Raw genomic sequence first — 25,791 nt, 5'->3', positions numbered from 1 at the left:
CATGGCTGACTATCGGGGCAGAAAAGTCGTCATCATTGGATTAGGCATTACCGGCCTTTCCTGTGTTGATTTCTTCCTCGCGCAGGGCGTGACGCCCCGCGTGATGGATACCCGTGTGTCACCGCCGGGGCTGGACAAACTGCCAGAGCAGGTGGAGCGCCACGTTGGCGGTATCAACAGCGACTGGCTGCTGGCATGCGATTTGATCATCGCCAGCCCGGGCATCGCGCTGGCGCACCCGGCGCTGAGCGAAGCGGCCGACGCCGGCATTGAAATTGTCGGCGATATCGAACTGTTCTGCCGTGAAGCGCAGGCGCCGATTGTGGCGATCACCGGTTCCAATGGCAAAAGTACCGTCACCACGCTGGTGGGCGAAATGGCGCGCGCCGCGGGCTGGCAGGTGGGCGTAGGCGGCAACATTGGGCTGCCGGCGCTGACGCTGCTCAAATCGCCGGCGCAGCTGTATGTGGTGCTGGAGCTCTCCAGCTTCCAGCTGGAAACCACCTACAGCCTGAAAGCGGCGGCGGCAACCATCCTCAACGTCACTGAGGATCATATGGATCGCTATCCGCTCGGCATGCAGCAGTACCGCGCCGCTAAATTACGCATCTATGAAAACGCGGATATCTGCGTGGTGAATGCCGACGATGGCATGACCATGCCGGTGCGCGGTGCCGATCGCCGCTGCGTCAGCTTTGGTATCGACGTTGGCGATTATCACCTCAACCAGCAGCAGGGCAGTACCTGGCTGCGGGTGAAGGGCGAGAAAGTCCTTAATACCGACGAGATGAAGCTGGTCGGGCAGCACAACTACACCAATGCGCTGGCCGCGCTGGCGCTGGCCGATGCGGTGAATATCCCGTTAGCCTCCAGCCTGAAAGCGTTAACCACATACAGCGGCCTGCCGCATCGCTTCCAGCTGGTGCACGAAGCGCATGGCGTGCGCTGGATTAATGATTCGAAAGCCACCAACGTGGGCAGCACCGAAGCCGCGCTTAACGGCCTGCAGGTGAAAGGTACGCTGTGGCTGCTGCTGGGTGGCGATGGCAAAGGGGCTGACTTTACGCCGCTGGCGCGCTATCTGCAGGGCGACAACGTGCGCCTGTTCTGCTTTGGCCGCCACGGCGACGCGCTGGCCGCGCTGCGTCCGGCGGTGGCGACGTGCACCGACACGCTCGAACAGGGGATGACGCAGATTGCCGCTCAGGTACAGGCGGGCGACATGGTGCTGCTGTCACCGGCGTGCGCCAGCCTTGACCAGTTCCGTAATTTTGAACAGCGTGGCGATCGCTTCGCGCAACTGGCGAAGGAGCTGAGCTGATGCGTATTCCCGGAGCCAGTATCGCCAGTTTTATTTCGCTGCGCCTGCGTGATTGGGTGATGGGCGCGCGCGACAACGACGACGCGCCGGTGGTGCTATATGACCGCACGCTGCTGTGGCTGACATTTGGCCTGGCGATTATCGGTTTTGTCATGGTCACCTCGGCGTCGATGCCGGTTGGACAGCGTCTTAACGACGATCCGTTCTACTTTGCCAAGCGTGATGCCTTTTATATCGCACTGGCGCTGGGTATGGCGTTAGTGACGCTGCGCGTACCGATGGATTTCTGGCAACGCTACAGTAACGCGATGCTGATGGCTTCGGTGGCGATGCTGCTGATCGTACTGGTGGTCGGTAGCTCGGTTAACGGCGCATCGCGCTGGATCGCGCTCGGGCCGCTGCGTATTCAGCCGGCGGAGTTATCCAAGCTGTCGCTGTTCTGCTATCTCGCCAGCTATCTGGTGCGCAAAGTGGAAGAGGTGCGGAACAACTTCTGGGGCTTCTGTAAGCCGATGGGCGTGATGGTGGTGCTGGCGGTGCTACTGCTGGCCCAGCCAGACCTCGGCACCGTGGTGGTGCTGTTTGTTACCACGCTGGCGATGCTGTTCCTGGCGGGCGCCAAACTGTGGCAGTTACTAGCGATTATCGGCTCCGGCATTTTCGCCGTGGTGCTGCTGATTATCGCGGAACCTTACCGTATGCGCCGCGTGACCTCCTTCTGGAACCCGTGGGAAGATCCGTTCGGCAGCGGCTACCAGCTGACCCAGTCGCTGATGGCGTTTGGCCGCGGTGAGTTCTGGGGGCAGGGCCTGGGCAACTCGGTGCAGAAACTGGAGTATCTGCCGGAAGCACATACCGACTTTATCTTCTCAATTATCGGTGAAGAGTTGGGTTATGTCGGTGTGGTTTTGGCGCTGTTGATGGTATTCTTCGTCGCTTTTCGCGCAATGTCGATTGGTCGTCGCGCGCTGGAGATCGACCAGCGTTTTTCCGGCTTCCTCGCCTGTTCCATTGGCGTGTGGTTTAGCTTCCAGGCGCTGGTTAACGTTGGTGCGGCGGCGGGTATGCTGCCGACCAAAGGCCTGACGCTGCCGCTGATCAGTTACGGTGGATCGAGTCTGATCATTGTGTCGACCGCCATCGTATTTTTATTGCGCATTGATTATGAAACGCGTCTGGCAAAAGCCCAAGCGTTTACCCGAGGTGCCCGATGAGTGGTAAACGGCTGATGGTCATGGCAGGGGGTACCGGCGGACATGTGTTCCCCGGACTGGCCGTGGCGCATCATCTGATCGAACAAGGCTGGCAGGTGCGCTGGCTGGGAGCTGCAGACCGGATGGAAGCCGATCTGGTGCCAAAGCATGGCATCGATATCGACTTCATTCGGATCAGCGGACTGCGCGGTAAAGGCGTAAAGGCCCTGCTGCTGGCACCGGTGCGCATTTTCAATGCGTGGCACCAGGCGCGCCGCATCATGAAAAACTGGCAGCCGGATGTGGTGCTGGGCATGGGCGGTTATGTTTCCGGTCCGGGCGGCCTTGCGGCGTGGAGTTGCGGCATCCCGGTGGTGCTGCACGAGCAGAACGGTATTGCCGGGCTGACCAATAAGTGGCTGGCGAAAATCGCCACCAAAGTGATGCAGGCCTTTCCGGGCGCGTTCCCCACTGCCGAGGTGGTGGGCAACCCGGTGCGTAATGATGTACTGGCGCTGCCGCTTCCGGCGCAGCGTCTGGCACACCGCAGCGGGCCGATTCGCGTGCTGGTGATTGGCGGCAGTCAGGGCGCGCGCATCCTCAATCAGGTCGTGCCGCAGGTCGCTGCCGAACTAGGGGACGCCATCACGCTGTGGCATCAGACCGGCAAAGGCGCACGGGAGACCGTGCAGCAGGCGTATCAGGCCGCTGGCCAGCCACAGCACAAGGTCACCGAGTTTATCGATGACATGGCGCAAGCCTATGCGTGGGCCGATGTGGTGGTGTGCCGCTCCGGTGCGCTGACCGTCAGTGAAGTGGCGGCAGCGGGTTTACCGGCGATTTTCGTGCCGTTCCAGCACAAAGATCGTCAGCAGTACTGGAATGCGCTGCCGCTGAAAAAAGCCGGCGCGGCCAAAATTTTCGAGCAGCCGCAGTTTACTGCTGCGGCCGTCGCAGACATGCTGCGCCACTGGGATCGCGCCACGCTGCTGGCGATGGCGGAAAAAGCTCGCCAGGTCGCGATTCCTGATGCGACCGAACGGGTGGCACAAGAGGTTGCGCGCGTCGCGAAGTAAGTTAACCGGTCAGTTTGACTGGCCTGCATCTGAATGCAGGTGCAAACGGGAAAACAGGTAACAGAGACAGATGAATACACAACAATTGGCAAAACTGCGTTCTATTGTGCCCGAGATGCGTCGCATCCGGCACATCCACTTTGTCGGCATCGGCGGTGCCGGCATGGGCGGTATTGCCGAGGTGTTGGCGAACGAAGGCTATCACATTAGCGGCTCGGATCTGGCGCCCAATCCGGTTACGCAGCATCTGGCCTCGCTGGGCGCGACCATTAACTTCAACCATCGCCCGGAAAATGTTACCGACGCCAGCGTCGTCGTGGTTTCCACCGCCGTGGCGCAGGACAACCCGGAGCTGGTGACGGCGCGTGAGCAGCGTATCCCGGTGATCCGCCGGGCGGAGATGCTGGCTGAGCTGATGCGTTTCCGTCATGGCATCGCGATTGCCGGCACGCACGGTAAAACCACCACCACCGCGATGGTGACCAGTATTTATGCGGAAGGCGGCCTCGATCCGACGTTCGTCAATGGCGGTCTGGTCAAAGCGGCGGGCACGCACGCGCGCCTCGGCAGCAGCCGTTATCTGATTGCGGAAGCGGACGAAAGCGACGCGTCTTTCCTGCATCTGCAACCGATGGTGGCGATTGTCACTAACATCGAAGCGGATCACATGGATACCTATCAGGGCGATTTTGAGAACCTGAAGCAGACGTTTATTAACTTCCTGCACAACCTGCCGTTCTACGGGCGCGCGGTGATGTGCGTGGACGATGTGGTGATTCGCGATCTGATTCCGCGCGTGGGCCGTCAGGTCACCACCTATGGTTTCAGTGACGATGCGGATGTGCGGGTCGAAAACTACGAACAGCGCGGCGCACAGAGCCACTTTACCCTGATTCGTCAGGACAAGCCGGTGCTGCACGTGACGCTGAATGCGCCGGGTCGCCATAACGCGCTGAACGCCGCGGCAGCCGTGGCGGTTGCCAGTGAAGAGGGCATTGACGACAACGCCATTCTGGCGGCGCTGGAGAGTTTCCAGGGCACCGGTCGACGTTTCGACGTGCTGGGCGAGTTTGACACCGCTGCCGTTAACGGTAAGCCAGGCAGCGCGATGCTGGTCGACGATTATGGCCATCATCCCACCGAAGTGGATGTCACCATCAAAGCGGCGCGCGCCGGCTGGCCAGAGAAAAAGCTGGTGATGGTGTTTCAGCCGCATCGCTACACGCGCACCCGCGACCTGTTCGATGATTTCGCCAATGTGCTGTCGCAGGTGGATGTGTTACTGATGCTGGATGTCTACCCGGCGGGCGAAGCCGCTATTCCGGGCGCGGACAGCCGTTCACTGTGCCGTGCCATCCGCAATCGCGGCAAGGTCGATCCGATTCTGGTCTCCGAGCACGAAGCGCTGCCGGATGCGCTGGCGCCGCTGCTGTCCGGCGACGATCTGGTGATTGTGCAGGGCGCCGGCAACATCGGCAAAATTGCCCGCAAGCTGGCTGAGATTCAGCTGCAGCCGGCTCTGAACACGGAGGCGCGCCATGGCTGAGAAAGTCGCGGTATTGATGGGCGGTACCTCCGCCGAGCGCGAGGTGTCACTGATGTCCGGCAGCGCGGTGCTGGCGGGACTGCGCGAGATGGGCATTGATGCGCACGGTGTCGACACCCGTGACGTCTCGGTGCTGGATCTCTGGCAGCAGGGCTTTGCCAAAGCGTTTATCGCGCTGCACGGTCGCGGTGGCGAAGACGGCACGCTGCAGGCGCTGCTGGAGTTTCTGCAACTGCCCTACACCGGCAGCGGCGTCATGGCGTCGGCCATCACCATGGATAAACTGCGCAGCAAACTGCTGTGGCAGGGCAGGGGATTGCCGGCGGGCAAATTTGTCTGGCTGACGCGCCAGCAGTATGAGCAGGGGCTGGATGCTTCAGCGCAGGCGTCGATCGCCGCGCTCGGACTGCCGCTGTTTGTGAAGCCGAGCTGTGAAGGTTCCAGCGTCGGCATCAGTCGCGTGAACCAGGCGGAAGCGCTGCCAGCCGCGCTGCAGGAGGCGTTTCGCCATGATGATGACGTGCTGGTGGAAGCCTTTCTCAGCGGCGCCGAATACACCGTGGGCATTGTCGGCGACGAAATTCTGCCGTCAATCAGAATTCAGACCGCCAGCGAGTTCTATGACTATGAAGCAAAATACATTTCTGACGATACTCAATACTTCTGCCCGAGCGGCCTGAGTGCGGAGAAAGAGGCTGAACTGCAGACATTAGTGCTCGCCGCGTGGCGCGCGTTAGGCTGCAGCGGCTGGGGACGGGTTGATGTGATGGTCGACGGTGACGGCAATTTCCAGCTGCTGGAAGTGAACACCTCGCCAGGCATGACCAGCCACAGCCTGGTGCCGATGGCGGCAAAGCAGGCGGGATACAGCTTCCCGCAACTGGTGGCGCGCATTCTGGAGCTGGCTGACTGATATGTCTCAGGTGGCACTGGGCGTTAGAAATCGCGAACCTCAGGAGCGTGCGCGCTCCGGACGGAGCAACGGAGCACGGCTGTTTGGCATAGTGTTCCTGCTGCTGGTGATGGGCATCATGGTGGCTGGCGGCTTGGTGGTGCTGAAGTGGATGAATGATGCGTCGCGTCTGCCGCTGTCGAAGCTGGTGGTGACGGGCGAAACCTACTACACCACGCACGATGATATTCGTCAGGCGATTTTATCGCTCGGCGCGCCGGGAACGTTCATGTCGCAGAACGTGGATATTATCCAGCAGCAGATAGAGCGTTTACCGTGGATTAAGCAGGTTAGCGTGCGCAAGCAGTGGCCTGATAAGCTGAACATAAACCTGGTGGAGTTTGTCCCGGTGGCACGCTGGAATGACTCGCACATGGTGGACGCCGATGGCGTCTCCTTCAGCGTCCCGGCCAGCCACATCGGCAAAGAGACGTTGCCGATGCTGTATGGTCCGGAAGGCAGTGAGAAAGAGGTATTGGCCGGCTATCACACCATGAGTGATGTGCTGCGGGCCAGTAAGTTTACCCTGAAGGTCGCGTCGATGACGGCGCGGCGCTCGTGGCAGCTGGTGACCAGCGACGATGTGCGCATCGAACTGGGGCGCAGCGACACCATGAAGCGTCTGAACCGTTTTATTGAGCTCTATCCGGAGTTGCAGCAGCAGGGCCAGAGTCAGAACCAGCGCATCAGCTATGTTGATCTACGCTATGACTCCGGCGCCGCAGTAGGCTGGGCACCGGCACCGATTGAGCCACAGGACAGTAATCAGCAACAAAACCAGGCACAGGCTAAACCACAATGATCAAGGCAACGGACAGAAAACTGGTAGTAGGACTTGAAATCGGCACTGCGAAGGTCGCCGCCTTGGTTGGGGAAATTCTGCCCGATGGTATGGTCAACATTATTGGCGTCGGCAGCTGCCCGTCCCGCGGTATGGACAAAGGCGGCGTGAACGATCTGGAGTCGGTGGTGAAGTGCGTTCAGCGCGCCATCGACCAGGCGGAATTGATGGCAGACTGCCAGATTTCGTCGGTATACCTTGCTTTATCGGGCAAACATATTAGTTGTCAGAACGAAGTCGGGATGGTTCCGATTTCCGAAGAGGAAGTCACTCAGGATGATGTGGAAAACGTGGTGCATACGGCGAAATCCGTTCGTGTGCGCGATGAACATCGGATTCTGCATGTGATTCCACAGGAATACGCCATCGATTATCAGGAAGGCATCAAAAACCCGGCTGGCCTTTCCGGCGTGCGTATGCAGGCCAAGGTGCATCTCATCACCTGCCACAACGATATGGCAAAAAATATCGAGAAAGCCGTTGAACGTTGTGGCCTGAAAGTTGACCAACTGATTTTTGCCGGACTGGCATCCAGTTTTTCGGTGCTGACCGAAGATGAACGTGAGCTGGGAGTCTGTGTTGTTGACATCGGTGGCGGTACAATGGATATCGCAGTGTACACCGGCGGCGCGCTGCGTCATACCAAAGTGATTCCCTATGCCGGGAACGTGGTGACCAGCGATATCACTTATGCCTTTGGCACACCGCCAACCGACGCCGAAGCGATTAAAGTGCGTCACGGTTGTGCGCTGGGTTCGATTGTCGGCAAAGACGAAAACGTCGAGGTGCCGAGCGTGGGTGGGCGTCCACCGCGCAGCCTGCAGCGCCAGACGCTGGCAGAAGTGATTGAGCCGCGTTACACCGAACTGCTGAATCTGGTGAACGACGAGATTCTGCAACTGCAGGAGCAACTGCGCCGGCAGGGCGTGAAGCACCATCTGGCAGCCGGTATTGTGCTGACCGGCGGTGCGGCGCAGATTGAAGGTCTGGCGGCCTGTGCACAGCGGGTGTTCCACACCCAGGTACGCATCGGTCAGCCGCTTAACATCACCGGCCTGACGGATTATGCGCAGGAGCCGTACTACTCGACGGCGGTTGGCCTGCTGCATTACGGCAAAGAGTTACACATGAACGGTGATGCAGAAACGGAAAAACGTGCTTCAGTGGGCAATTGGTTTAAACGCATTAACAGCTGGCTGAAGAAAGAGTTTTAATTTTTTGAAAAAGGAGATCATCAGGCAATGTTTATGATTTCCAGGCGACAGGCACATAACGGAGAGAAATCATGTTTGAACCTATGGAATTAACCAATGACGCGGTGATTAAAGTCATCGGCGTCGGCGGTGGCGGTGGCAACGCCGTAGAGCACATGGTACGCGAGCGTATCGAAGGTGTGGAATTCTTCGCTGTGAATACCGACGCGCAGGCGTTGCGTAAAACGGCGGTCGGCCAGACGATTCAGATCGGGACCAATGTCACCAAAGGTCTCGGTGCGGGTGCTAACCCGGAAGTCGGCCGTACCTCGGCGGAAGAGGATCGCGAAGCACTGCGTTCTGCGCTAGAAGGGGCAGACATGGTGTTTATCGCCGCGGGCATGGGTGGCGGTACCGGTACCGGTGCAGCTCCTGTGGTGGCTGAAGTGGCCAAAGATTTAGGTATCCTGACGGTTGCGGTGGTGACGAAGCCCTTCAACTTCGAAGGGAAAAAACGCATGGCATTTGCAGAGCAGGGTATCGCTGAGCTGTCTAAGCATGTTGATTCACTGATCACCATTCCTAACGACAAGCTGCTGAAAGTGCTGGGCCGTGGTATCTCTCTGCTGGATGCCTTCGGTGCGGCTAACGACGTGCTGAAAGGTGCGGTGCAAGGTATCGCAGAACTGATTACCCGTCCGGGTCTGATGAACGTCGACTTCGCCGACGTGCGTACCGTGATGTCAGAAATGGGTTACGCGATGATGGGTTCTGGCGTTGCCTGTGGTGAAGACCGTGCTGAAGAAGCGGCCGAAATGGCGATCTCTAGCCCGCTGCTGGAAGATATCGATCTGTCGGGTGCGCGTGGCGTGCTGGTCAACATCACGGCGGGCTTCGACCTGCGCCTGGATGAGTTCGAAACCGTGGGTAACACCATCCGTGCCTTCGCCTCTGACAACGCGACCGTGGTTATCGGTACTTCGCTGGATCCAGAGATGAACGACGAGCTGCGCGTCACCGTGGTGGCGACCGGTATCGGCATGGACAAGCGTCCGGAAATCACCCTGGTGACCAACAAGCCTGCGACTCAGCCGGTCATGGATCATCGCTACCAGCAGCACGGCATGGCGCCGCTGCCGCAGGAGCAGAAGCCGGCCGCGAAAGTGGTAAATGACCAGCCAGCGTCATCCAGCAAAGAGCCTGACTATCTTGATATTCCAGCCTTCCTGCGTAAACAGGCAGACTAAGAATATCTTGATAATTGGAATTATCCGCTCTTTGTACTAAAGTATTCGTCTGTCGGTAATTTATACTGGCGTTCAGATGGGTAATATTTCGAGATAATGCGATGATCAAACAAAAGACATTAAAACGTATTGTTCAGGCGACTGGCGTCGGTTTGCATACCGGCAAAAAAGTCACGCTGACTTTACGCCCTGCGTCGGCTAATACCGGGGTCATCTATCGTCGCACTGACTTGAATCAACCGGTTGATTTCCCGGTTGATGCAAAATACGTGCGCGACACGATGCTGAGTACCTGCCTGGTGAATGATGAAGGCGTACGTATTTCGACGGTTGAACACCTGAATGCTGCATTAGCAGGTCTGAGTATCAACAACATTATTGTTGAAGTCGATGCGCCAGAAATTCCGATCATGGATGGCAGTGCCGCGCCTTTTGTTTATTTGCTGATGGATGCCGGTGTCGAAGAGCTGAACAGTGCGAAGAAATTCGTGCGCGTGAAGCAAACGGTACGGGTAGAAGATGGCGATAAGTGGGCCGAGATCAAACCGTACAACGGTTTTTCACTCGACTTCACCATCGACTTCAAACATCCGGCGATCGACTCAAGCTCGCAGCGTTACCAGCTCAATTTCTCGGCTGAATCCTTTGTGCGTCAGATTAGCCGTGCGCGCACCTTCGGCTTTATGCGTGAAATCGAATATCTGCAGTCTAAAGGCCTGTGCTTGGGCGGTAGTTTAGATTGTGCGATTGGCCTCGATGACTTCCGCGTATTGAATAAGGATGGCCTGCGCTTTGAAGATGAGTTCGTGCGTCACAAAATGCTGGACGCCATCGGCGATCTGTTCATGTGTGGTCATAACGTGATTGGCGCATTCTCTGCGTTTAAGTCCGGCCATGCGCTGAACAACAAGCTGTTGCAGGCGGTGCTGGCGAAACAGGAAGCCTGGGAATGGGCGACCTTCGAAGACGAAGCTGAACTGCCACTGGCCTTCAAAGCGCCAAATTTAGTGCTGACTTAATAAGTCAGCCATCAAACGGCGGACTTCCCTGACACCCTCTCCGGTCAGTGGAACCCGCCGTTTTTTATTGCCTGCCGCTGAGGCTGTAATCCCGCTCGCAAAACCCTGTTGTCAGCGACCAAACCCTGCGCAAAAAAACGTGAAATCCGCCGTAAGCCCTTTAATCCCTGATGTCGAAGCCCCACATAAGTGCTATTATCTGGCGCTCATGTAAGCAGGGTGCGTAATGCAACTCTGGCTTATCGCTTAATGACTGGCATGATGGAGGAAAGGTGATCGGGATTTTCTCACGCTGGCGACAACTCGGCAGACGCTATTTCTGGCCTCATCTCCTGTTGGGAATGGTGGCGGCCAGTCTCGGCCTGCCTGCCTGTGCACAAAGCGCAGAGCCCACCAGCAGCGATTCGCCGGTCAGCAGCCTGTTTACCGGCAAGGTGGTGCGGTTTGATCACCTGATTCGACTGCAGGAAAGCGCGCGCCGCCCCAGTTTCAACGTTGATTACTGGCATCAGCACGCCATCCGCACCGTCATTCGCCATCTCTCTTTTAGCATGACGCCGCCCGCGACAGCGGAAGCGGAACATGCATTGCCGCTGGCGGCGCAAAAGCTGGCGCTGATTGACTCGCTGCAGGCGCTGCTGACTTCACCCGCGCAACCTTTAGCCGCGATGGCACCGCCGTCGCGAGCGCATCATGTTTTGCCCAACGTTCACTCTTCTGCTGACTGGCAGGCTGCTATTCATGGCATCCGCGCCGGACCTTTCATTGCTTAAAGCTAACGTTATTTTCCTTTTTCTGTTTTTGCCTTTGCAGCCCGTATTGTCACGGCTGAGTTGAGATAAATTTATTATGTTAATCAATTTGTTAACGAAAGTTTTTGGTAGCAGCAATGATCGTACTCTGCGCCGCATGCGTAAAGTGGTCGATGTCATCAACAAGATGGAGCCGGAGTTCGTCAAACTGACTGACGACGAGCTTAAAGCGAAAACCGATCAATTCCGCGAGTGCCTGAAAAAAGGTGACACGCTGGAGAGCTTGATTCCTGAAGCCTTCGCCACCGTGCGTGAAGCCAGTAAGCGCGTGTTTGGCATGCGCCACTTTGACGTGCAGCTGATCGGCGGCATGGTGCTCAACGAACGCTGCATCGCGGAGATGCGTACCGGTGAGGGTAAAACCCTGACTGCGACGCTGCCGGCTTACCTGAATGCGCTGAGCGGCAAGGGCGTGCACGTTGTGACCGTCAACGACTATCTGGCGCAGCGTGACGCCGAAAACAACCGTCCGCTGTTTGAATTCCTTGGTCTGACGGTCGGTATCAACCTGCCGGGCATGCCGGCGGTGGCCAAGCGCGCTGCCTATGCAGCCGATATCACCTACGGCACCAACAACGAATACGGCTTCGATTATCTGCGCGATAATATGGCCTTCAGTCCGGAAGAGCGTGTACAGCGTAAACTGCACTATGCGCTGGTGGATGAGGTGGACTCGATCCTGATCGATGAAGCGCGTACCCCGCTGATTATCTCGGGTCCGGCCGAAGACAGCTCTGATCTCTACATCAAGGTTAACAAAATCATCCCGCACCTGGTGCGCCAGGAGAAAGAAGACTCGGATAACTTCCAGGGCGAAGGTGACTTCTGGGTGGATGAAAAAGCCCGTCAGGCGCACATGACCGAACGCGGTCTGGTGAAAGTGGAAGAGCTGCTGGTCAGCCAGGGCATTATGGATGAGGGCGAGTCACTCTACTCGCCGACCAACATCATGCTGATGCACCACGTGACGGCAGCACTGCGCGCCCATGCGCTGTTCACCCACGACGTTGACTACATCGTGAAGGGCGGCGAGGTGATCATCGTTGATGAACACACCGGCCGTACCATGCAGGGACGTCGCTGGTCTGATGGCCTGCACCAGGCGGTCGAAGCCAAAGAAGGTGTGGAGATCCAGAATGAAAACCAGACGCTGGCTTCCATCACCTTCCAGAACTACTTCCGTATCTATGAGAAACTGGCCGGTATGACCGGTACCGCCGATACTGAAGCGTTTGAATTCAGCTCCATCTACAAACTCGATACCATCGTGGTGCCGACCAACCGTCCGATGGTGCGTAAAGATATGGCCGATCTGGTCTACATGACTGAGAAAGAGAAGATTGATGCCATTATCGAAGATATTCGTACCTGTACGGCTAACGGTCAGCCGGTACTGGTGGGTACCATCTCGATTGAGAAATCGGAAGTGGTATCCCAGGAGCTGACGCGCGCGGGTATCAAGCACAGTGTACTGAACGCCAAGTTCCACGCCAGCGAAGCGGATATCGTGGCGCAGGCAGGTCAGCCAGCCGCGGTAACCATCGCGACCAACATGGCCGGTCGTGGTACGGACATTATGCTCGGCGGTAGCTGGCAGGCGGAAGTGGCCGCGCTGGAAAACCCGACGGAAGAGCAGATTGAAGCCATCAAGGCGGCGTGGAAACTGCGCCATGATGCGGTGCTGGCGGCAGGGGGTCTGCACATTATCGGTACCGAACGCCACGAATCACGCCGTATCGATAACCAGCTGCGCGGCCGTGCGGGCCGTCAGGGTGACGCCGGTTCCTCGCGCTTCTATCTGTCGATGGAAGATGCGCTGATGCGTATATTTGCCTCCGATCGTGTGTCCAACATGATGCGTAAGCTGGGTATGAAGCCGGGTGAAGCGATTGAGCATCCGTGGGTAACCAAAGCGATTGCTAATGCGCAGCGCAAAGTGGAAAGCAGCAACTTCGATATCCGTAAACAGCTGCTGGAATATGATGACGTCGCTAACGATCAGCGCCGCGCCATTTACAGCCAGCGTAACGAACTGCTGGATGTCTCTGACGTTTCGGACACCATCAACAGCATCCGTGAAGATGTGTTCAAAGCCACTATCGACACTTACATTCCGCCGCAGTCGCTGGAAGAGATGTGGGACGTCCCGGGGCTGGAAGAGCGTCTGTGCAATGATTTCGATCTGGATCTGCCGATTGCCGAGTGGCTGGATAAAGAGCCGGATCTGCATGAAGAGACGCTGCGTGAGCGCATCATGAGCCGCGCTAGCGAAAACTATGCAGCGAAAGAAGAAGTGGTCGGTGCAGAAATGATGCGCAACTTCGAAAAAGGCGTGATGCTGCAAACGCTCGACTCGCTGTGGAAAGAGCATCTGGCGGCGATGGACTATCTGCGTCAGGGTATCCATCTGCGTGGCTATGCGCAGAAGGATCCGAAGCAGGAGTACAAACGTGAATCTTTCGCCATGTTTGCCGCGATGCTGGAGTCGCTGAAGTACGAAGTGATCAGCACCCTGAGCAAAGTGCAGGTGCGGATGCCGGAAGAAGTGGAAGCGATGGAGCAGCAGCGTCGTGAAGAAGCAGAGCGTCTGGCACAGCAGCAGCAGCTCAGTCACGTCGATGACGACACCGCAGCGGCCGCTGCACTGGCGGCACAGGGCGGTGAGCGGAAAGTGGGACGTAACCATCCGTGCCCATGCGGCTCAGGTAAAAAATACAAACAGTGTCACGGTCGTCTGGCCTGATAACAAAAAGGAGCCCGCAGGCTCCTTTTTCTTTGGCTGATTAGCGGGTGATCGCCATCAGCTTCTCTTCATTCAGCCGCACGCCATGATAGGGCAGCGTGACCAGCAGCCCATCCGGCAAACCATAGCGTTTCAGCAACGCCCGGCTTTGAAACAGCAGCTGGTGATAGTTGTTGTCGCTGATCCCCGGATAGCTCTCATTCCATACCGTGGCAATGATCTGCCGTTTGGACGTGATGCGCAGCAGCAGGCAGGAGAAGAAGCGCTTCTGCGCTTCATTAAGCGGGATAGTCTTCTGTTCTGGCCACCAGGTTAAGGTGTTCTGCGCGCTGTCGAGCGTCAGGATGTTGTGAAAAACCAAATGGCGTAAGGTATTCATCTGTTTCTGTGCGTCTTGCGCCAGAAACGTTGTTAGTTTGCGTTCCATGTGTAGTCGGCCTGGCTAGAGTAAAGTGGCTGCGAGTATTCCCAACATGGCGCCGTGCGATCATTACGACCTGTCTTAATAACTGGAATCTGTGCGACAGGATCGCGGTGAAGCCGACAGCAGTTAACATCGTCCGGCGTCTGCTTTAAAATCAGCGCTCACTAACTACAAGCGGAATCCAGCTTATGAAACACCTGCAGGTTGCGGTGGGCATCATTCGCAATGCCAGTCGTCAGATCTTTCTTGCCCAGCGTGCAGCAAGCTCGCACATGGCCAACAAATGGGAGTTCCCGGGCGGAAAAATTGAACAGCACGAAAGCGCAGAACAGGCGTTAAAACGTGAGCTGATGGAAGAAACCGGTATTGAAGTGACGGCGGCGAAAGCGATTGGTCAGGCCGACCACAGTTACGATGACCTGCGCGTTACGCTGCATTTCTTCCTGGTGGAGGGCTGGCAGGGTGAGCCGTGGGGACGCGAAGGTCAGCCGCAGCGTTGGGTCGAGCAGCGTGATTTGGTGGCCGATGAATTTCCACCTGCCAACCACGCACTGATTGCCCGCTTAGTGGCGGGCGAGATTTAAACTCAGAGGCTGCGTGCCCCTGCCGATCACGACTGCTCTTCACTCCAGTCGTCACTTTCCGTCATGTCACCGCTGCTGGGAATGCGTTTCTCTTCAGCGGCCCACTCGCCCAGATCGATCAACTGACAGCGTTTGCTGCAAAACGGGCGCCACGGGCTGAGTTCATCCCATATCACGGCTTTACCGCAGTTGGGGCAAGGTACGGTAATCATCTCTTCCTGCATAACATCCTCTAACAACAGGCTAATTCAAAACTCAGTCGCGCCGGCACTTCGCCGTGTTCGCTATCGAGCGGTAAAAAGCGGATGGCATAGCGGCTTTTATGACCAGAGACCTGCGGATAGAGCGCATCTTCCAGCGTCAGCTGCAGGCGCAGCAGGTCGGCCCCCTCGGCGTTATCCTGATAAAAGCCGTTGAGGCTGGTCTGATGGCGAAACACGCCCGACTGACGAATCAGGTTGAGGATCATCGTCAGGCTGTTGCGCAGCGGATCGAGCGAGGCCAGCCAGCTATTCACCAAGGTATCGCGCAGCGCCTGTGGCTGGTGCAGCCAGATGTGTAAACCCGGCAGGTCAAAACTGCAACAGCCGCCGGGAATGCTCAGGCGCTGACGCACTGAGGCAATCAGTCGGTCTTCGCGCAGCTGCTGACCCATGCGCGGCGCGGCCATCAGCTCGCTGGATTGCTGCTTCAGCTGTTCGCGCAGCTGGCTGACGGTGTGTTCATCGACACCCGGCACATCCAGCCAAGCACGCAGTTTTTGCTGCTGACGCTCCAGCTCTTTTAACAGCTCGGTGCGCATATCGCCGCGTTCAAAGATATCCAGCAGGTCGCCAATAATACGAAACACACCTAGTGCGGCAACCGAGCTGTTGACCGGCAGCGTTTCGTGCAGCTGGTTGATCAAAAACTCCACGCGCAGCCAGGTGCGCATTTTCTCATTCAATGGGTGTTCAAACAGAACCACTGTACTCATGATATTAATCCCGTCCGGTTGCTGCTAGGCGTAAATAGCGCTGGTGAAGTTCAGCAACGCGCGGCAAAGCCTGTTCCGGCGTGCCGCTGTTATCAATGATGTCATCCGCGCAGGCTAAACGCTGCTGACGGCTGGCCTGCGCGGCAAGAATCCGTTGCGCTTGGCTGAGAGAGATACCATCACGCTGGCGGGTGCGCTGCAGCTGCGTGGCCTCATCGACATCCACGACTAATACCCGGTCGGCCTGATGCTGCAGACCATTTTCGACCAGCAGCGGCACTACCCACATGACGTAAGGCGAAGCCGCCTGCGCCTTCAGCTGCTGGGTACGGGCGTTAATCAGCGGATGCAGCAGTTGATTGAGCCAGTTTTTCTCTTGCGGCTGCTGGAAAATAATTTCCCGCAGACGCGCGCGATAAAGCGTGCCTTCTGCGGTCAGAATCGATTCTCCGTGGCGTTTCACAATCGCATTGAGCGCAGGTGTGCCCGGTTCAACCACCTCGCGGGCAATCACATCGGCATCAATGATGTCGACGTTCAGCGCGGCAAAAGTGTTAGCAATGGTGCTTTTACCACTACCAATGCCGCCGGTCAGTGCAACGGTAAAAGGCATAGCGTTCTCTCAACATTTTTCTCATCTGCCGCAGCGTGATGAGAGCCCGATCACAATCGGTTTTCTCAGCTAAATTTAACGGATTGTAGCTTAAATAAAGTGAAATTCGCAGTCTTGTCGCGGAACGAATGGCGCGTATGATAACGACACTGGAGCCGTGAGCGCTACCCGAACTGCGGTTCGTCGTCACTAACCAGGACACTCTGCTATGCGTATCGAAGAAGATGTTAAACTGGGCTTTAAAGATGTATTAATCCGCCCGAAACGCTCCACGCTGAAAAGCCGTTCTGAGGTTGAGCTGGAACGCACGTTCACCTTCAAACATTCAGGCCTCGCCTGGTCCGGCGTTCCGGTGATTGCCGCCAACATGGATACCGTCGGCACCTTTACCATGGCCGAAGCGCTGGCTGGCTTTAATAACGTGCTGACCGCCGTTCACAAGCACTACAGTGTTGAAGCGTGGCAGACCTTTATCCAGCGCGTACCGGCCACGGTGCTCAGTCACGTGATGGTCTCCACCGGGACCTCAGAAGCAGATTTCACAAAGTTAAGCGCGATCCTCGCGCTGTCGCCCCAGCTCAATTTTATCTGTATTGATGTGGCAAACGACTACTCCGAGCATTTTGTTGCCTTCCTGGAGCGCACGCGGGAAAGCTTCCCGGGGAAAACCATTTGTGCCGGGAATGTAGTGACCGGTGAAATGGTCGAAGAGCTGATTCTGTCCGGTGCTGATATCGTGAAGGTGGGAATCGGTCCGGGTTCGGTATGCACCACGCGCGTCAAAACCGGCGTTGGCTACCCGCAACTCTCCGCGGTGATTGAGTGTGCTGATGCGGCACATGGCCTCGGTGGGCAGATTGTCAGTGACGGCGGTTGCGCCATGCCGGGCGATATCGCCAAGGCGTTCGGCGGCGGCGCCGATTTCGTGATGCTCGGCGGCATGCTGGCGGCACACGATGAGTGCGAAGGCACTATTGTTGAAGAGCAGGGCGAGCAGTTTATACTGTTCTACGGCATGAGCTCCGAATCCGCGATGAAACGTCATGTGGGGGGGAGTGGCGGGTTACCGCGCCGCAGAAGATAAAACCGTTCGTCTGCCGCTGCGTGGTCCGGTAGCGGAGACGGTGAAAGATATCCTCGGCGGGCTGCGTTCGGCCTGTACTTACGTCGGCGCAGAGCGCCTGAAAGAGCTGACCAAACGCACGACCTTTATTCGTGTGGCAGAGCAGGAATAACCGCGTCTTTAACCGCTGATGTGCCGCAACGGGCGCCGCGTGCGCCCGTTTAACGTATGGCGTCTCCCAGACCAAATACCGGCAGATACATGGCAATACCAGCGTGCCGGCAATGCCGCCAATCACCACCATCATCAACGGCTCCAGCGAAGCGGCCAGGCTGTCTGCGCGCGTCAGCGTTTGTGCTTCATGCCATTCCGCCAGCCGCGCCAGCATCACATCCAGCGCACCGGCCTCTTCACCGACGCGGATCCACTGAGCGCACAGCGGCGTAAACAGCGGATGTCCCTGTAGCGCCTGATGCAGCGGCGCGCCAGCAGCAATGTGTTGCTGTAACGCCACGATGGCATCACGCTACAGTCGTGCGGCCAGCGTCACTTCCACCGCCTGCAGGCTTTGCAGCAGCGTCAGTCCGGCCTGCTGCGTCAGTTGCAGAATCGCGTATATCTGGCTCAGCTGACCGCCGCGCCACAACGGGGCCAGCAGCGGAAGCCGCAGCAGCCACTGCTGGCTGCGCTTTTGCCACGCAACGGATCGCCGGTAGGCCAGACGCGCCAGCTACCCGGACGCCACACCGAACAACAGCAGCGGCAGCGCCGCCTGCTGCAGGAGTGCCGACAGCGTCATCACGCCGGCGGTAAATGCCGGCAGCGGTGCGTCAAAGCTGGCGTACACCGCAACAAATTCCGGCAGCACAAACAGCAGCATCCCGGCGCTGACCGCCAGCGCCACCAGCAGGATGAACAGCGGATAGCGCAACGTTTTCACTACCTTCTGGCGCAGAAACTGTTGTCTGCTCTGCTGTAATGCCAGCTGGCGGCAGCACTCGTCCAGTTGTCCGGTCAGCTCACCTACCTGCATCAGCGCCGGAAACCGCGGCGGGAAGATATCCGGCCAGGCGCGCAGCGCTTGTGAAAACGGCTCTCCGGCCATGACCCGCTGTTGCAGAAGGCTCAGCAGCACGCGCCAGCCTGCATGGGGATGGCCGCTGGCCAGCAATGTCAGACTCTCCGCCAGCGGCAGCCCGGCTTTCAGCAACGTCGCCAGCTGGCGCATCAGGTCAATTTTCTGCTGCCACTTCCAGTCGCGCGCGCCAGCATTTCCCGCGCTGCCAGCTCACCACCAGCATGCCGCGATCGCTAAGCTGGCCTAGCAGGGCATCCTGAGTGGGCTGCAGCGACTTGCCGTCCTGCAAGCAGGCCCATGCTGTCCAGTGCCTGCCAGTGAAACTGGTAGCGATTAGCCATTGCCAAGGCCCACCACGCGCTGCATCTCCTCGAAAGAAGTATCGCCGCGGCTCACCGCTTCCAGCCCGGCGGTGAGCAGCGTTTTCATTCTCTGCTCCGCGGCCAGCGTCAGCAGGTGCTCCAGCGGCATATCAGCCGAGATAGCGTTCTGCAACTTGCTGCTCATCGGCAGGATTTCAAACAGCGCCAGGCGGCCGTAGTAACCTGAGAAGCAGTGATCGCAGCCGGGCGCACGCCAGGTTTGCAGCGTGCCGGGCCACATGTCGCCGGGCAGATGGGCAATCGCCTGGCCCGGCTGACGGCAGTGCACGCACAAACGGCGCACCAGCCGCTGCGCTACCACCAGCTGTAGCGCCGGGCCAAGCAGATAGCCGGGAATGTCCATCTGCCGTAAGCGGGTCAGGGTTTCGGCCGTCGAGTTGGTGTGCAAAGTCGAGAGCAACAGATGTCCGGTCTGCGCCGCTTTTACGGCGATGCTGGCGGTTTCAGCATCACGGATTTCGCCGATCATTATGACGTCCGGATCCTGCCGCAGCAGCGCGCGCAGTACGCGGTTAAAGTCGAGACCGCTCCGTGGCTGTACCTGTGTCTGGTTAATCCCCTGTAGCGGAATTTCCAGCGGGTCCTCCACGCTGCAGACGTTTTTCTCTGGCACGTTGAGGGCGCTCAGACTGCTGTACAGCGTAAAGGTTTTGCCGCTGCCGGTTGGGCCGGTGACCAGAATCAGCCCCTGCGGTTTGGCCAGCGCGTTTTTCAGCAGGCGCAGCTGTGGCGCCGGCATGCCCAGCTTATCGAGCGCAATGGCGCTGTTTTCGCTTTGCAGCAGGCGCACCACCGCTTTTTCACCCTAGCTGACCGGCAGGGTCGACAGGCGGAACGCCGCCGGTTTGTCATCCATTTCCAGACTGAACTGGCCATCCTGCGGCAGCGGATGCAGCACGCCGTTAATCCGCAGTCGCACGCGCAGCCCGTGACGCTGCGGTTCAAAGTGCACATCGGAGGCGCGTCGCTGTATGGCCTGGCGCAGGATCTGATCCACCGCGTGGATGGCGGACTCGGCGCTGGCCTGTTCGCGCGGTGGCGCACTGCTTTCTGGCTGGTGCAGCAACTGCTCCAGCCGTGCGGCGGGCCAGCACTCGACCTCGACTGCGCACTGGCTGGCAAACTGCAGTGCCTCTAACAAAAGCGGGTCTGGCGCGTCCGCGACCGCTACACGCAATTGCGTGGCGTCATGGTGCAGTATCACGGCCTGATAGCGGGCACACAGTGCCTGCAGGGCGCTATTCGGCTTATCCATTGTTTTCTTCCTTGTCGGCAAAGCGGAACTGCTCGAGACAGCTGTCGCGCAGGCTGGCGTTGTCGCTGGTGCAGCTGCGTTGCCAGCTGAGTGCGCCTTCCGCCGCATTCCATATTGGCAACATTGCAACGGTTAACCCCGTCAGGCTCTCCTGGCCGGTCAGCGTAATGGCACCATTAACCACGCTCAGGCTCGCCACATAGCGTGAGCCTTTGGCGGCGGGAATACCGCGCTCGCCGGGCTGACACTGCGCCGGTCCGCCGCGCTCAATGGCGCATAGCTCCACGGCAGTTTTATAAGGCACTATGGTTTGCAGCATGTCGGTCAGCGCGGCACGTTGCAGGTAATTTTGGTAAGCGGGCAGGCCAATGGCGCTGAGGATGGCGACGATACCGATGACAATCATCAGCTCGATCAGGGTAAAACCGCGTTGTTTATCCATAATGAGGCTCCTTGTTGTGGAGCCGCAACGGTAAGAAAGGGCGGGGAAAAGCGGAAGGGGGCGCGTTTCAATCCCGGAAAGGGGCGCGCAGACAATGTAGCGCGTTACAGGCGAAGCCACATGATGATGGAAGCCTGCTAGCACTTTGCCGCCAGCACCGGCGGCACGGGCAGACGTCAGACTTCGCGAAAACGCATCGACAGATCCAGCGCCTGCACGTGCTTAGTCAGCGCGCCCACCGAGACATAATCCACTCCGGTGGCGGCGATCTGCGGCAGCGTCGTCTCCGTCACGTTGCCGGACACCTCCAGCAGCGCACGCTTGGCCGTCAGGGTGACCGCCTGCTGCATTATCGCCAGCGTGAAGTTATCCAGCATGATGATGTCGGCACCCGCCGCCAGCGCCTGCTGCAGTTCGCTGAGATTTTCCACTTCCACCTCGACCGGCACATCCGGGTGCAGCCACAGGGCTTTCTCCACCGCTTTACTGACCGAACCGCTGGCAATGATGTGGTTTTCTTTGATCAGGAAAGCGTCGGACAGGCCCAGGCGATGATTCTGCCCGCCGCCGCACAGCACCGCATACTTGAGCGCAGTGCGCAGGCCGGGCAGGGTTTTACGCGTATCCAGCAGCTGGGTATTGCTGCCAGACAATAGCACCACATAGCGGTTCACGGCTGTCGCCACGCCGGAGAGCGTCTGCACAAAGTTTAACGCGGTGCGCTCTGCGGTCAGCAGTAACCGCGCCGGTCCCTGTAATTCAAATAGCAGCTGATCGGCCACCAGCGGTTGGCCGTCTTCGACGTGCCAAGTAATGGAAACGTTATTGCCCAGCTGGATAAACACTTCTTCCACCCAGCGTTTACCACAGAAAACACCGGCTTCGCGGGTGATAATGCGTGCTTCAGCCTGCGCTGCCTGCGGCAACAGCTGGGCGGTGATGTCGCGGTCAGCGTCAACTTCACCGCCTAAATCCTCTTGGAGCGCACGCGCCACGGTTTCCGGGATATCCAGCTGAATACGTTTAAGCAATTCCTGACGACGATGTTCGGGATTATAACGACGCGACACCATGATTTTACGGCTCCACCCTGCGGATTACGTGTGCTCACCTTAGCCTGATTTCGTGGCTATTGCCAGACACGCCAGGTGAAATGTTTAGTATCCTTAACTTGCTGATGCCATAACGCATTAAGTCACAAGCAGCGAGGTGGAATCATGGTATTCTCAGCCAGATTTTGTTCAGGATAACAGGCATGAAACTGGAACACGGCTGGATCACGAGCGCACGCAAGGTGCCGTCGCCGCACTTCAATGCGCGGCCGGATAACGAAGCGCCGTCGCTGCTGATCATTCATAACATCAGTCTGCCGCCGGGCGAATTTGGCGGTCCGTGGATCGACCGGCTGTTCACCGGTACGCTACCGGCTGATGCGCATCCCTATTTTGCGGATATCGCACAGTTACGCGTGGCGGCGCACTGTCTGATTCGCCGTGACGGTGAGCTGGTGCAGTATGTTTCCTTTGACCAGCGCGCCTGGCATGCCGGCATTTCGCAGTTTGCCGGACGGGAAAACTGCAACGATTTTTCCATGGGCATTGAGCTGGAAGGCACTGACACGCTGCCCTACACCGATGCCCAGTACGCTACGCTGCAGCAGGTTACCCGCCTGCTGATGCAGCATTATCCGCTGACGCCGCAGCGTATCACCGGTCACAGCGATGTTGCGCCGGAACGCAAGACCGATCCCGGTCCGGCATTTGACTGGATACGCTATAAACAGGCTATCGGGCAGGAGCACCCCTGACACCGCAGGAGCAGCTATGACGTTGTTTAGTTTGTTGTTAGTTTTGGGTTGGGAACGCCTTTTTAAATTAGGTGAACATTGGCAGCTGGATCATCGGCTTGAGCCGCTGTTTCGCGGTCGCCAACGCTTCTCGTTGCTGCGTACGCTGCTGATGACCGTGATCGCCATGCTGCTGGTCTGGCTGGTGGTGTGGAGCCTGAAGGGTATTCTGTTTGGCGTGGCGCAGCTGCTGTTCTGGATTGTGGTCGGTTTGCTGTGCATTGGTGCCGGCTCGGTACGGCTGCATTACCACCAGTATCTTAAAGCGGCGAGCCACGATGATGAAGCGGCCCATCAGGCGATGGCGGCAGAACTGACGCTGATTCACGGCGTGCCGGTTGACTGTAGCGAGCGCGAATTTCTGCAGGCGCTGCAAAACGCGCTGATCTGGATTAACTTCCGCTTCTATCTTGCGCCGCTGTTCTGGTTTGTTGTGGGCGGCCCGTATGGGCCGGTGCTGCTGGTGGGGTATGCGTTTCTGCGCGCCTGGCAAAGCTGGCTGGCGAAACACCGTTCACCGCTTGAACGCGCGCAGTCCGGCATCGATCGCATTCTGCACGTGATGGACTGGATTCCGGTGCGGCTGGCCGGTGTGGCTTATGCGCTGCTCGGCCACGGCGAGCTTGCGCTGCCGGCATGGTTTGCCGCGCTCAGCGATATACATCGTCCACAGTATCAGGTGCTGACCAGCTTGGCGCAGTTCTCGCTGGCGCGCGATCCGCATCTGGATAAAGTGGAAACGCCACGGGTCGCCGTGGCGCTGGCCAAACGCGTTTCGCTGATGCTGGTAGTGGTAGTGGCGCTGCTGACCATCTACGGCACGTTAGTGTGATCGGCAGGCGGCACGCCGAAATCCGGTGTGCCGTCTTCGCGCCAGGCAAAATATTTAAGCCGCGTATGGCGGTTGGGATCCCACAGCGGATCGCCCTCAATTTCGGTGTAATTCCGCGCGTGATACACCAGCACATCGCGTCCTTGTTCATCCACGGTAAAACTGTTATGCCCCGGACCGTACTGGTGATTATCCCAGCTGGTGGCAAATACCGGCCGCGCCGATTTCTGCCATGCGCTGATGTCGAGCGGATCGGCCTGCGCGTCAATACTCAGTATGCCGAGGCAGTAATTTTCATCCGTGGCGCTGGCTGAGTAGGTGACAAACAGCCGTTCACCATGGTGAATCACCGCCGGCCCCTCATTGACGCTAAAGCCGGCACACTCCCACTCATACTCCGGCAGGCTGAGCATCAGCGGCTGGGTTTTCAGCGTCCACGGATTCAGTAATTCCTCCAGATAAAGGTTGGAGTTACCGGGAATAGCCGGATCTTTTTGCGCCCACAGATACCAGTTTTTACCCTGATGCACGAAGTGGGTGGCATCAAGGGCGAAGGTATCGAGGTGCGTTTGCACGCGGCGGCACGGCTGCCAGTGACCGCTGAGCGGATCGGCATCATCACATACCAGCGCGTACATACGGTGCTGAAACAGCCCCTCTTTGATTTCGCGGGACGGCGCTGCGGCGAAGTAAAGCACCCACTGGCCATTAATTACGTGCAGTTCCGGTGCCCAGATCAGGGCGCTGCAGGGACCGCTGTCCGGTTTACGCCACACGGTAGTGGCCGGGGCGGTAATCAGACCGTTAAGCGTGCTGGCATAGCGCAGCTCCAGTCGATCGTACTCGGGCACCGAAGCGATAAAGTAGTAGCCATCGCCGTGGCGCAAAATAAACGGATCGGCACGTTGCATAATAAACGGGTTAGGCCAGCTCATTTAATTTCTCTTGGTTGTGAGGTCGCGCGGCGAACGGGGACGGACAGGTCATGGAAGTTGGCGCGACGCAGGGCGAGATCCTGCTGAATGGTGCGCATCAGCGCGCGGTCCACTTTCAGCAGGCGCACCACGCCGGCGGTGATCAGATAGCCGACGCCGGGGATCAGCGTAAACAGCAGCACAATGCCGTTGAGCGCGCTGGCAGACTGCTGCTTCGCCGCTGCGTCATAGCCATACATCGACAATAAAAACCCGACCATGGCACCCGCTACCGCCAGTCCAACCTTGAGGAAAAACAGGTTGCCGGAGAAGCTGATCCCGGTGATGCGTTTACCGGTTTTCCATTCGCCGTAGTCATCAACATCGGCCATCAGCGACCAGTGCAGCGGCGACGGGATTTGGTGCAGGATGTTCAGCAGGAAATAAGCAATTACCACGGTGACAGTGGCGTGCGGATCGATCCAGTAAAAGCCGCTGGAGAACAGCGCCAGCGCAATGTTGGTCCAGAAAAATACCTTGAGCTTGCACCAGCGATCGGTGAGGACTTTCGCCAGTGTGCTGCCCGGCATCATGCCGATGACGCCCAAGCTGATAAACAGCGTCGCAAAGTGCGTCGATTGGCCCATTACCCAGGTGACGTAATACATTGTAGCGGCCATGCGAATAAATCCGGGACAGACGTTACAGAACGTCAGCAGCAGAATGCGCACCCATTGATCGTTCTTCCATACATCGCGCAAACCTTTTTTCAGATCATCGTTGCTCGGTACCGCCGGGCGAATACGCTCGCGCACCGTGGCAAAACAGAACAGAAACATCACTAGGCCGATCAGTGCCAGCACGCTCATTGCCAGCTGATAGCCGCGCGCTTTGTTGTCGCCGCCAAACCACTCGGCCATCGGCAGCAGCGACAGCGAGAGGATCAGCGTGGCGATGACCACCATGACAAAGCGGTATGACTGGCAGGAGACGCGCTCACCGGGATCGTTGGTGATGACGCCGCCCAGCGAGCAGTAAGGAATATTGATAGCGGTGTAGGTCAGCGACATCAGGAAATAGGTGACAAATGCCCAGATCACCTTGTTGTCGTAGCTCCAGTCCGGGGTGGTAAACATCAGCACGCTGAACAGCACGTAGGGCAGCGATATCCACAGCAGCCACGGGCGAAAGCGTTCCCAGCGGCTCTGCGTGCGGTCGGCAATCGCGCCCATTATCGGGTCGGTCACCGCATCCAGCACCCGTACCGACAGCAACAGCGTGCCGACCAGCGCCGGAGCAAGGCCAAATACGTCGGTGTAGAAGTAGTTGAGGAACAGCATGATGGCACCGCCGATCATGTTGCATCCGGCGTCACCCATGCCGTATCCCAGTTTTTCTCTGAACGAGAGGGCTGCTCCTTTCATCAGTCGTCTCCTGC

General features: G+C 58.1%; 22 protein-coding genes and 3 pseudogenes. 15 read left to right on the top strand and 10 right to left on the bottom strand.

The window, feature by feature from the left end; genetic code table 11:
* Position 1 precedes the first annotated feature (1 nt).
* The 11 genes from murD (at position 2) to secA (ending at position 13,943) form a co-directional block, all read left to right on the top strand.
* Positions 2 to 1,321, top strand: a complete 1,320-nt coding sequence (gene murD, locus AC6I8M_RS12690) for a UDP-N-acetylmuramoyl-L-alanine--D-glutamate ligase (RefSeq protein WP_010618898.1) — start codon at positions 2 to 4, stop codon at positions 1,319 to 1,321.
* The gene (ftsW, locus tag AC6I8M_RS12685) at positions 1,321 to 2,535 is read left to right on the top strand and encodes a cell division protein FtsW (protein ID WP_010618899.1); all 1,215 of its coding nucleotides are present in this window, start codon (positions 1,321 to 1,323) and stop codon (positions 2,533 to 2,535) included. Before murD ends, ftsW begins: the two co-directional genes overlap by 1 nt.
* Positions 2,532 to 3,590 (top strand): undecaprenyldiphospho-muramoylpentapeptide beta-N-acetylglucosaminyltransferase, encoded by a 1,059-nt coding sequence (gene murG / locus AC6I8M_RS12680; RefSeq protein ID WP_010618900.1) that lies wholly within the window; start codon positions 2,532 to 2,534, stop codon positions 3,588 to 3,590. Before ftsW ends, murG begins: the two co-directional genes overlap by 4 nt.
* Positions 3,591 to 3,660: 70 nt before the next feature.
* Positions 3,661 to 5,136 carry a UDP-N-acetylmuramate--L-alanine ligase gene (murC, locus tag AC6I8M_RS12675; protein ID WP_058948735.1) on the top strand — a complete coding sequence of 492 codons (1,476 nt, stop codon included), beginning with the start codon at positions 3,661 to 3,663 and terminating at the stop codon, positions 5,134 to 5,136.
* Positions 5,129 to 6,049 carry a D-alanine--D-alanine ligase gene (locus AC6I8M_RS12670; protein WP_010618902.1) on the top strand — a complete coding sequence of 307 codons (921 nt, stop codon included), beginning with the start codon at positions 5,129 to 5,131 and terminating at the stop codon, positions 6,047 to 6,049. The genes murC and AC6I8M_RS12670 overlap by 8 nt, the downstream gene beginning before the upstream one ends.
* A gap of 1 nt (position 6,050) precedes the next feature.
* Entirely contained in the window at positions 6,051 to 6,890 is an 840-nt protein-coding gene (ftsQ, locus tag AC6I8M_RS12665) for a cell division protein FtsQ (RefSeq protein ID WP_022547132.1), read from the top strand.
* On the top strand, positions 6,887 to 8,143 hold the full coding sequence (gene ftsA, locus AC6I8M_RS12660; RefSeq protein ID WP_010618130.1) for a cell division protein FtsA: 1,257 nt from the start codon (positions 6,887 to 6,889) through the stop codon (positions 8,141 to 8,143). The genes ftsQ and ftsA overlap by 4 nt, the downstream gene beginning before the upstream one ends.
* Before the next feature lie 71 nt (positions 8,144 to 8,214).
* Entirely contained in the window at positions 8,215 to 9,369 is a 1,155-nt protein-coding gene (ftsZ, locus tag AC6I8M_RS12655; RefSeq protein ID WP_010618129.1) for a cell division protein FtsZ, read from the top strand.
* A gap of 101 nt (positions 9,370 to 9,470) precedes the next feature.
* Entirely contained in the window at positions 9,471 to 10,388 is a 918-nt protein-coding gene (gene lpxC / locus AC6I8M_RS12650; protein ID WP_010618128.1) for a UDP-3-O-acyl-N-acetylglucosamine deacetylase, read from the top strand.
* 272 nt (positions 10,389 to 10,660) lie between these two features.
* The gene (secM, locus tag AC6I8M_RS12645) at positions 10,661 to 11,161 is read left to right on the top strand and encodes a secA translation cis-regulator SecM (RefSeq protein ID WP_041387019.1); all 501 of its coding nucleotides are present in this window, start codon (positions 10,661 to 10,663) and stop codon (positions 11,159 to 11,161) included.
* A gap of 76 nt (positions 11,162 to 11,237) precedes the next feature.
* Positions 11,238 to 13,943 carry a preprotein translocase subunit SecA gene (secA, locus tag AC6I8M_RS12640; RefSeq protein ID WP_010618126.1) on the top strand — a complete coding sequence of 902 codons (2,706 nt, stop codon included), beginning with the start codon at positions 11,238 to 11,240 and terminating at the stop codon, positions 13,941 to 13,943.
* Positions 13,944 to 13,983: 40 nt separating this feature from the next.
* On the opposite strand, the gene AC6I8M_RS12635 is transcribed toward secA, so the two are convergent.
* A complete protein-coding gene (locus tag AC6I8M_RS12635; RefSeq protein ID WP_010618125.1) occupies positions 13,984 to 14,370 on the bottom strand; it encodes a winged helix-turn-helix domain-containing protein in 387 nt (128 codons plus the stop codon).
* Positions 14,371 to 14,555: 185 nt separating this feature from the next.
* On the opposite strand from AC6I8M_RS12635, the gene mutT reads away from it, so the two are divergent.
* Positions 14,556 to 14,951: an 8-oxo-dGTP diphosphatase MutT gene (gene mutT, locus AC6I8M_RS12630; protein WP_010618124.1), complete on the top strand. Its 396-nt coding sequence runs from the start codon at positions 14,556 to 14,558 to the stop codon at positions 14,949 to 14,951.
* Positions 14,952 to 14,977: 26 nt separating this feature from the next.
* Here mutT and yacG read toward each other — a convergent pair whose 3' ends face one another.
* From yacG to coaE, 3 genes are read right to left on the bottom strand one after another with little or no spacing between them, the layout of a single operon-like run.
* Positions 14,978 to 15,175 carry a DNA gyrase inhibitor YacG gene (gene yacG / locus AC6I8M_RS12625; RefSeq protein ID WP_010618123.1) on the bottom strand — a complete coding sequence of 66 codons (198 nt, stop codon included), beginning with the start codon at positions 15,173 to 15,175 and terminating at the stop codon, positions 14,978 to 14,980.
* An 8-nt stretch (positions 15,176 to 15,183) separates the two neighbouring features.
* Positions 15,184 to 15,927 (bottom strand): cell division protein ZapD, encoded by a 744-nt coding sequence (zapD, locus tag AC6I8M_RS12620; RefSeq protein ID WP_010618122.1) that lies wholly within the window; start codon positions 15,925 to 15,927, stop codon positions 15,184 to 15,186.
* 4 nt (positions 15,928 to 15,931) lie between these two features.
* Positions 15,932 to 16,540, bottom strand: coding sequence for a dephospho-CoA kinase (coaE, locus tag AC6I8M_RS12615; protein ID WP_010618121.1), 609 nt, complete (start codon positions 16,538 to 16,540; stop codon positions 15,932 to 15,934).
* A gap of 208 nt (positions 16,541 to 16,748) precedes the next feature.
* On the opposite strand from coaE, the pseudogene AC6I8M_RS12610 reads away from it, so the two are divergent.
* Positions 16,749 to 17,794, top strand: a pseudogene (locus AC6I8M_RS12610) (GMP reductase).
* Between the two features lie 30 nt (positions 17,795 to 17,824).
* Here AC6I8M_RS12610 and hofC read toward each other — a convergent pair.
* From hofC to nadC, 4 genes and pseudogenes are all read right to left on the bottom strand, one after another.
* A pseudogene (gene hofC, locus AC6I8M_RS12605) lies at positions 17,825 to 19,022 on the bottom strand (protein transport protein HofC).
* Positions 19,015 to 20,319, bottom strand: a pseudogene (locus AC6I8M_RS12600) (ATPase, T2SS/T4P/T4SS family). The pseudogenes hofC and AC6I8M_RS12600 overlap by 8 nt, the downstream one beginning before the upstream one ends.
* The gene (ppdD, locus tag AC6I8M_RS12595) at positions 20,312 to 20,761 is read right to left on the bottom strand and encodes a prepilin peptidase-dependent pilin (RefSeq protein ID WP_010618116.1); all 450 of its coding nucleotides are present in this window, start codon (positions 20,759 to 20,761) and stop codon (positions 20,312 to 20,314) included. The pseudogene AC6I8M_RS12600 and the gene ppdD overlap by 8 nt, the downstream one beginning before the upstream one ends.
* Before the next feature lie 176 nt (positions 20,762 to 20,937).
* Complete coding sequence (nadC, locus tag AC6I8M_RS12590) at positions 20,938 to 21,834, bottom strand: carboxylating nicotinate-nucleotide diphosphorylase (RefSeq protein ID WP_498013403.1); 897 nt, start codon at positions 21,832 to 21,834, stop codon at positions 20,938 to 20,940.
* A 182-nt stretch (positions 21,835 to 22,016) separates the two neighbouring features.
* Here nadC and ampD point away from each other — a divergent pair, with 182 nt between their 5' ends.
* Together ampD and ampE are read left to right on the top strand one after the other, a co-directional pair.
* Complete coding sequence (gene ampD / locus AC6I8M_RS12585) at positions 22,017 to 22,568, top strand: 1,6-anhydro-N-acetylmuramyl-L-alanine amidase AmpD (RefSeq protein ID WP_010618114.1); 552 nt, start codon at positions 22,017 to 22,019, stop codon at positions 22,566 to 22,568.
* 16 nt (positions 22,569 to 22,584) lie between these two features.
* Complete coding sequence (gene ampE / locus AC6I8M_RS12580; protein ID WP_010618113.1) at positions 22,585 to 23,439, top strand: beta-lactamase regulator AmpE; 855 nt, start codon at positions 22,585 to 22,587, stop codon at positions 23,437 to 23,439.
* Here ampE and AC6I8M_RS12575 read toward each other — a convergent pair.
* Positions 23,421 to 24,374 (bottom strand): glycoside hydrolase family 43 protein, encoded by a 954-nt coding sequence (locus AC6I8M_RS12575; RefSeq protein WP_010618112.1) that lies wholly within the window; start codon positions 24,372 to 24,374, stop codon positions 23,421 to 23,423. The genes ampE and AC6I8M_RS12575 overlap by 19 nt on opposite strands.
* Positions 24,371 to 25,777 carry a glycoside-pentoside-hexuronide (GPH):cation symporter gene (locus AC6I8M_RS12570; protein WP_010618111.1) on the bottom strand — a complete coding sequence of 469 codons (1,407 nt, stop codon included), beginning with the start codon at positions 25,775 to 25,777 and terminating at the stop codon, positions 24,371 to 24,373. Before AC6I8M_RS12570 ends, AC6I8M_RS12575 begins: the two co-directional genes overlap by 4 nt.
* Positions 25,778 to 25,791 lie beyond the last annotated feature (14 nt).

The organism is Type-A symbiont of Plautia stali (genome assembly GCF_059731155.1).
The sequence above is the reverse complement of the archived record's forward strand: the minus strand, read 5'-3'. Positions and strand labels throughout refer to the sequence as shown.